5 protein-coding genes are annotated in these 7,124 nt (G+C 43.2%); 2 read left to right on the forward strand and 3 right to left on the reverse strand.

Annotated elements, in window-relative coordinates; genetic code table 11:
• Positions 1-463, forward strand: a 463-nt coding sequence (locus ACEYJ7_RS06590; protein WP_373778282.1) for a hypothetical protein, incomplete at its 5' end; no start/stop codon positions are given.
• 320 nt (positions 464-783) lie between these two features.
• Positions 784-3,993 carry a carbamoyl-phosphate synthase large subunit gene (gene carB / locus ACEYJ7_RS06595; RefSeq protein ID WP_373778283.1) on the forward strand — a complete coding sequence of 1,070 codons (3,210 nt, stop codon included), beginning with the start codon at positions 784-786 and terminating at the stop codon, positions 3,991-3,993.
• Positions 3,994-4,118: 125 nt separating this feature from the next.
• On the opposite strand, the gene mutM is transcribed toward carB, so the two are convergent.
• The 3 genes from mutM to fabG all read right to left on the reverse strand — a co-directional run bounded on the left by mutM (position 4,119) and on the right by fabG (position 7,101).
• Positions 4,119-4,943 (reverse strand): bifunctional DNA-formamidopyrimidine glycosylase/DNA-(apurinic or apyrimidinic site) lyase, encoded by an 825-nt coding sequence (gene mutM / locus ACEYJ7_RS06600; RefSeq protein WP_373778284.1) that lies wholly within the window; start codon positions 4,941-4,943, stop codon positions 4,119-4,121.
• Between the two features lie 9 nt (positions 4,944-4,952).
• Entirely contained in the window at positions 4,953-6,254 is a 1,302-nt protein-coding gene (gene brnQ, locus ACEYJ7_RS06605) for a branched-chain amino acid transport system II carrier protein (protein WP_373778285.1), read from the reverse strand.
• Positions 6,255-6,375: 121 nt separating this feature from the next.
• Entirely contained in the window at positions 6,376-7,101 is a 726-nt protein-coding gene (gene fabG / locus ACEYJ7_RS06610; RefSeq protein ID WP_373778286.1) for a 3-oxoacyl-ACP reductase FabG, read from the reverse strand.
• Positions 7,102-7,124 lie beyond the last annotated feature (23 nt).

Here is a 7,124-nt window from a genome sequence, read left to right on the forward strand (position 1 = left end):
AGATTTGATGAAAAATTTGCAAAATGAAACAATAGTGTTATATACGGGAATAAATCTAGATATGCTGGAAACAGAAGGCGGTTCTGGTTATTGGGATATTAATGAAAGTCGAATTAAAAACATTGATTATTTGCTCGCAGTAAAAAATCATAATCCAGTGTATGCAACAGATACGCATAAAGTACCAAAAGGGACAGCATTTTTAATTGCCAAAGTATCAGGAATGTTTACAGAACAATGTGCTAAATATAAAGGTAAAAAAGTTATTACACTTTCAGAATATGCAGATATTTGTATTCCAAATGCTTGGCTGAGTTTGACTGAAACAGGTGGTTTACCTGCTCGACGATATTTTGATACACAAAAGGTCTTAGATACGTTGGAGATTAATTTGAATAAACTTGAGTGGAAGCCTTTTATACCTAAAATGCCTTGTAAACCACATTCAAGAAGATATTTATGAAAATACAAGCGGTGAGATCTGATAAAAAATTTACAAAATTTTGTGAAGAAGTGACCGCTTGTAACTGATTTTTATAAGTGAGATAAATAGGAAATTTTCTTCGATCTCACTCCCCTCTTTAGCAAAGAGGGGCAGGGGGAGATTTGGCAGAAGTGAATAACGAAGAAAATAGCTAATAAGAGATATTTATCAAAAAAACTTTTAGGACTATTTAATCTCTCACTTTGCTATCTAGCTTGCCAAATCTCCCCTAACCCCTCTTTGCTAAAGAGGGGGATCAGATCGAAGACATAATCGCATTCAACAACAGAGAAAAAACTATGCCAAAACGTACAGATATAAACACGATTTTAATTATTGGTGCTGGTCCGATTGTGATTGGGCAGGCGTGTGAATTTGATTACTCAGGGGCGCAGGCGTGTAAGGCGTTGCGTGAAGAAGGGTATAAAGTGGTGTTGGTGAACTCAAACCCAGCGACCATTATGACCGACCCGAATATGGCGGACGTGACCTATATTGAGCCGATTGAGTGGCGAACGGTGGCGAAAATCATCGAAAAAGAGCGTCCTGATGCGATTTTGCCGACAATGGGCGGTCAAACGGCATTAAACTGTGCTTTAGATTTATCTCGTAATGGGGTGTTAAAACAGTTCAATGTTGAGCTGATCGGGGCGAGTGAAGATGCGATTGATAAGGCGGAAGACCGTGGTCGTTTCAAACAAGCGATGGAAAAAATCGGTTTGTCTTGCCCGAAATCTTTTATTGCTCACACCCTTGAAGAAGCCTTGAAAGCACAGGAAGCGGTCGGTTTCCCAACATTAATTCGTCCATCATTTACAATGGGCGGTTCAGGTGGCGGTATCGCTTATAACCGTGATGAATTTTTAGCGATTTGCGAACGGGGATTTGAAGCGTCGCCAACCCACGAATTGTTGATTGAACAATCTGTACTTGGTTGGAAAGAGTATGAAATGGAAGTGGTGCGTGATAAGGCGGATAACTGCATTATCGTCTGTTCGATTGAGAACTTTGACCCGATGGGCGTGCATACGGGCGACAGCATTACCGTTGCACCTGCACAAACTTTGACCGATAAAGAATATCAAATTATGCGTAATGCTTCTTTGGCGGTGTTGCGCGAAATCGGCGTGGATACGGGCGGTTCAAACGTGCAATTTGCGATCAACCCTGAAAACGGCAAGATGATCGTAATTGAAATGAACCCACGCGTGAGCCGTTCTTCTGCCCTTGCGTCTAAAGCGACAGGCTTCCCGATTGCAAAAGTGGCGGCAAAATTAGCGGTGGGTTATACCTTAAATGAACTACGCAACGATATTACAGGCGGTTTAATTCCAGCGTCTTTTGAACCAACCCTTGACTATGTCGTAACTAAAATTCCACGCTTCGCCTTTGAAAAATTTGCGAATGCAGACGACCGTTTAACCACACAAATGAAGTCTGTGGGCGAAGTGATGGCGATGGGAAGAACCTTCCAAGAGAGCTTGCAAAAAGCGTTGCGTGGCTTAGAAACGGGGATTTGTGGTTTTAATTTATTATCGGAAGAGTCTGAAAAAATCCGCCGTGAACTGGCAAACCCAGGTCCGAACCGCATTCTTTATGTTGCTGATGCCTTTGGTGCTGGCTTTAGCTTGGACGAAGTTCATCACTATTCAAAAATCGATCCGTGGTTCTTAATTCAAATTCAAGATTTGGTGCAAGAAGAGCTTGCTCTTGAGAAAAAACAGTTAAGCGATTTGGATCGTGAAGAATTACATCGTTTAAAACGCAAAGGTTTCTCGGATAAACGTATCGCCCAACTTACCAAAGTCAGCGAAAAAGCGGTGCGTGATTATCGCCATACCCTTGGTATTCTGCCGGTTTACAAACGTGTCGATACCTGTGCGGCGGAGTTTGCTTCTGATACGGCTTATCTCTATTCTACTTACGAAGAAGAGTGCGAAGCGAACCCGTCTGATCGTAAAAAAGTGATGATTTTAGGTGGTGGGCCGAACCGTATCGGACAAGGGATTGAGTTCGATTACTGCTGTGTTCACGCTTCCCTTGCCTTGCGTGAAGCAGGTTATGAAACCATTATGGTGAACTGCAACCCTGAAACCGTTTCGACGGATTTTGATACATCTGACCGCTTGTATTTCGAGCCATTAACGTTGGAAGATGTGTTGGAAGTGGTGCGTGTAGAACAGCCGTGGGGCGTAATTGTTCACTATGGCGGTCAAACGCCGTTAAAACTGGCAAATGCTTTACACGAAAACGGCGTGAACATTATCGGCACATCAGCAGACAGCATTGATGCGGCGGAAGACCGTGAACGCTTCCAAAAAATCTTACACGATTTGAACCTAAAACAACCGGCTAACCGTACTGCCCGCAATGCACAAGAAGCGGTAGCATTGGCAAATGAAGTGGGTTATCCGTTGGTAGTTCGCCCGTCTTATGTACTTGGCGGACGAGCAATGCAAATCGTCTATAACGATGAAGAATTGAACAAATATATGCGTGAAGCGGTGTCTGTGTCTAACGACAGCCCGATCTTGCTCGACCATTTCTTGAACAATGCGATTGAAGTCGATGTGGACTGTATCTGTGACGGTGAAAACGTGGTGATCGGCGGTATTATGCAACACGTTGAACAAGCAGGGATCCACAGTGGAGACTCGGCGTGTTCTCTGCCTGCCTACTCGTTAAGCGGTGAGATCCTCGATGAAATTCGCAGACAGACCAAAGAAATGGCGTTTGCTCTTGGGGTGAAAGGCTTAATGAATGTACAGTTTGCGGTGCAAAATGATGTGGTATATGTTCTCGAAGTAAACCCTCGTGCCAGCCGTACAGTGCCGTTTGTGAGCAAAGCGACAGGTCAGCCGTTAGCCAAAATCGCCGCACGAGTAATGGCAGGGGAAAGTCTTGCGGAACTCAATGCTCTCGAAGAAGTAATCCCACAAAAATACTTCGTTAAAGAAGCGGTGTTCCCATTCATCAAATTCCCGGGGGTAGATACGATTTTAGGCCCTGAAATGCGTTCAACAGGGGAAGTAATGGGCGTGGGCGAAACCTTTGCCGAAGCTTTCTTTAAAGCACAGCTAGGGGCTGGGGAACGTATTCCAAGAACAGGAAAAGTGTTCTTATCGGTAGATAACAACGATAAACCTCGTTTACTTGATGTCGCAAAACGCCTACAAGAGCAAGGCTATGGCTTATGTGCAACCTTAGGCACAGCAAAATTCTTACGCGAAAACGGCATTGCGACTCAAATCGTGAATAAAGTGCGTGAAGGCAGACCGCATATCGTTGATGCGATTAAAAACGGCGAAATTGCGATGGTGATCAACACCGTAAACGGTGAGCCTGAAGTGATTGCCGACAGCCACTCAATCCGTCGCACCGCACTGCAACAACGTGTGCCTGTCTATACCACGATTGCAGGAGCCGATGCGATTTCCGAAGCGGTGAAACATATCAATGAGTTTAGCGTGTATTCGGTGCAGGAGTTACATCAAGGGCTGAAATACTAAACGGGGTAAAAGTAAAAATGGCACCGAATTATGCCATTTTTATCTACGATCAAGCGGTCAGTTATGGTGATTTTTTTGCAAATTTCATTCGCAAACCGACCGCTTGTATTGAGTGAATTAACCTATTATTTCGGTATTTTTTGGCACGTTGGACAATAAAATGTATTACGTTGCCCGATCACTTTTGCCTCAATAATGGATCCACAATCATTACATTCTTCGCCTTTACGCCCATAAACTTGTAACACTTGAGCAAAATAGCCGGGTTTTCCATCGGGCTGAATAAAGTCTTTTAGCGTCGTTCCGCCCTGAATAATGGCTTTAGTGAGAACATCCTTAATCACCGTAACTAAGCGTTCGCACTGTTTAGGTTTGAGATTTTGAGCCGCTAATTCAGGATGAATGCCCGCCATAAAAAGCGATTCACAAGCATAAATATTGCCTACACCAACTACAATCGCATTATTCATAATAAAGTTTTTTACGGCGACGGTTTTATTACGGCTCTGTTTATACAAGTAATCCGCCGTAAAATCCTCAGACAATGGCTCCGGTCCTAGTTTTGCAAGTAAATCGGCACGCTGCGCATTTTCAACCCATAACCAAGCACCGAATCTACGCGGATCGTTATAACGTAAAATGACACCGCTTTGCGTGACGAGATCCACATGATCGTGCTTGCCGATCACTTTCGGTTGTGCTTTTGACAGAATCCCAAGGGAACCTGACATGCCCAAATGGACTAAAATATCGCCTTTATCGGTATGAATAATCAGATATTTTGCACGGCGGTAAATCGACTGAATTTTAGCACCGGACATTGCTGATAATTCATCACTCACCAACCAACGTAACTGCTTTTGACGAATCACTATCTGTTCAATGGTTTCACCGACTAAATAGGGAGAAACACCACGCACACTGGTTTCAACTTCAGGTAATTCAGGCATAGAATGTCCTTAATTAAATCGTTCATTGTACTTTTTCACACCGGGTAGAATCATACCGATGATACACCCAATTATTGCAAACGGCAGCCATTCAATCGAATAATTTTTGAGTGGCAAGCTATTCATAAATTCAATACCGGAAACGGATAATACCGCCACAATCGTGACCATAGCAATCGACAACAACTGCGCGGATTTAGGTAACGGCATAAATAAATTAACGAATAATACCAACATGGTCGTCATCGCAATCGGATATAACACTAACAAAACCGGGACGGATTTACTGATCACGGTATTCAGCCCTTGATTCGCTAATCCAAACCCAATCAGCGTGAAAACAAGCGTATAAGTACGATACGAAATTCTCGGAAAAATCGAATTAAAATAGGAAGATGTTGCAACAACTAAGCCGATTGCCGTCGTTAAACAGGCAAGGCTAACAATCAATCCTAATAATGTTCTGCCAAAATCACCAAACGCTTGTGCTGCCGCTTGGTTAAGAATAAAGGTACCTAAATTCTGCCCTTTGGTTACGACTTCTCTTACCATTTCATCCGTTAACGGAGTATTATTACCTACCCAACCAATCGAAATATAGATAAAAGCAAGTGAAACCGCAGCAATAGCTCCTGCAACCACAGTTTGCTTAAAGAGATTTTCTTGCCGATGGCTTTTAGTTCGAATGGCATTAATCACAACCACGGAAAAAGCGAAAGAAGCCAGTACATCCATGGTTTGGTATCCCTCAATAAATCCGGTAATTAATGGATTATGGATACCCATCGATGTTGCGCGGTGACTATCCGTTAACAATAACATCGCCATTCGGACAACCAATGCAATAATGGCAATCAACAAAACCGGCGTAAGAATAGCCCCGATTCGGTCAACCATTTTTGTCGGATTCAAACTAACCCATAGCGTAATACCAAAATAGATGAGGGTAAAAATGAATAATGAAACGGGATTTGCCTCACCGATAAAGGGAGTGACGGCAAGGTCGTAAGCGGTAGCGCCGGTCCTTGGAATGGCAAAAAACGGCCCGATAGTTAAATAAATCGCGCTTAATAACACCAAAGACAGCAACGGATGGATATTTTCTAACGCTTTTTTGTAGCCGCCCTCATAGCGCGCGGCAACAATAATACCCAATAGCGGTAAACCAACACCGGTAGCGACAAAACCGATAATTGCCGGCCAAAATTCAGCGCCGCTGTCAAAGCCCAATTTAGGCGGGAAAATTAGGTTACCTGCGCCAAAAAAGATCGCAAACAACATAAACCCCACCACAAAGGTGTTTTTATTCATCGTAAAACCTCAATGATGGGCGACAATCGCCCTATCCACACAAAATAAAAAGGAAAATTTCCAAAAGAAAACCGAATTCTACATTTGCAAAATTCGGTTTAAAACAGACCGCTTGTTGCGGTTAATTCATGTATAAACCACCGTTGACATGGATGGTTTCACCGTTGATGTAAGCGGCATCATCGGATGCTAAAAACGCAACGGCTTTGGCAATATCCTGTGCAGAACCAAGTTTGCCTGCTGGGATTTGGCTTAAAATTGCATTTTTCTGCTCTTCAGTAAGTTCATCGGTCATATCCGTAGCAATAAAGCCAGGAGCCACCACGTTTACGGTTACACCGCGTGAAGCGACTTCTTTCGCCAACGATTTAGAAAAACCGACAAGACCGGCTTTTGCCGCACAGTAGTTGGTTTGTCCCGGATTACCTGATGAACCAACCACAGAGCCGATAGAGATAATACGGCCGCCTTTTTTCATCATAGGGCGTAATACTGCTTTGGATAAACGGTAAATTGAGGTTAAGTTGGTTTGAATAATATCGAACCAGTCATCTTCTTTCATACGCATTAATAAACCGTCACGGGTAATCCCTGCGTTATTGACGAGAATATCAATGTCGCCGAATTGTTCTTTAATTTGAGCAAGCACTTGCTCGATAGATTCAGCATCCGCTACGTTTAAGACTAAACCTTTGCCTTTGTCACCTAAGTAAGCTGAGATTGACTCCGCCCCTTTTTCTGATGTTGCCGTGCCGATAACGAATGCACCTTTAGAAACTAATTCTTCAGCGATTGCACGCCCAATTCCACGGGTTGCCCCAGTGACTAATGCGATTTTATTTTGCATATATTAATCCTATTTTATGTGTA

The sequence above is a fragment of the Glaesserella sp. genome (assembly GCF_041814905.1).
Lineage (GTDB): Bacteria > Pseudomonadota > Gammaproteobacteria > Enterobacterales > Pasteurellaceae > Glaesserella.

Bases quoted from the DNA above. Each gene is read 5' to 3' on its own strand.
- mutM (WP_373778284.1), bottom strand. From the start codon at position 4,943: ATGCCTGAATTACCTGAAGTTGAAACCAGTGTGCGTGGTGTTTCTCCC.
- fabG (WP_373778286.1), bottom strand. From the start codon at position 7,101: ATGCAAAATAAAATCGCATTAGTCACTGGGGCAACCCGTGGAATTGGG.
- brnQ (WP_373778285.1), bottom strand. From the start codon at position 6,254: ATGAATAAAAACACCTTTGTGGTGGGGTTTATGTTGTTTGCGATCTTT.
- carB (WP_373778283.1), top strand. From the start codon at position 784: ATGCCAAAACGTACAGATATAAACACGATTTTAATTATTGGTGCTGGT.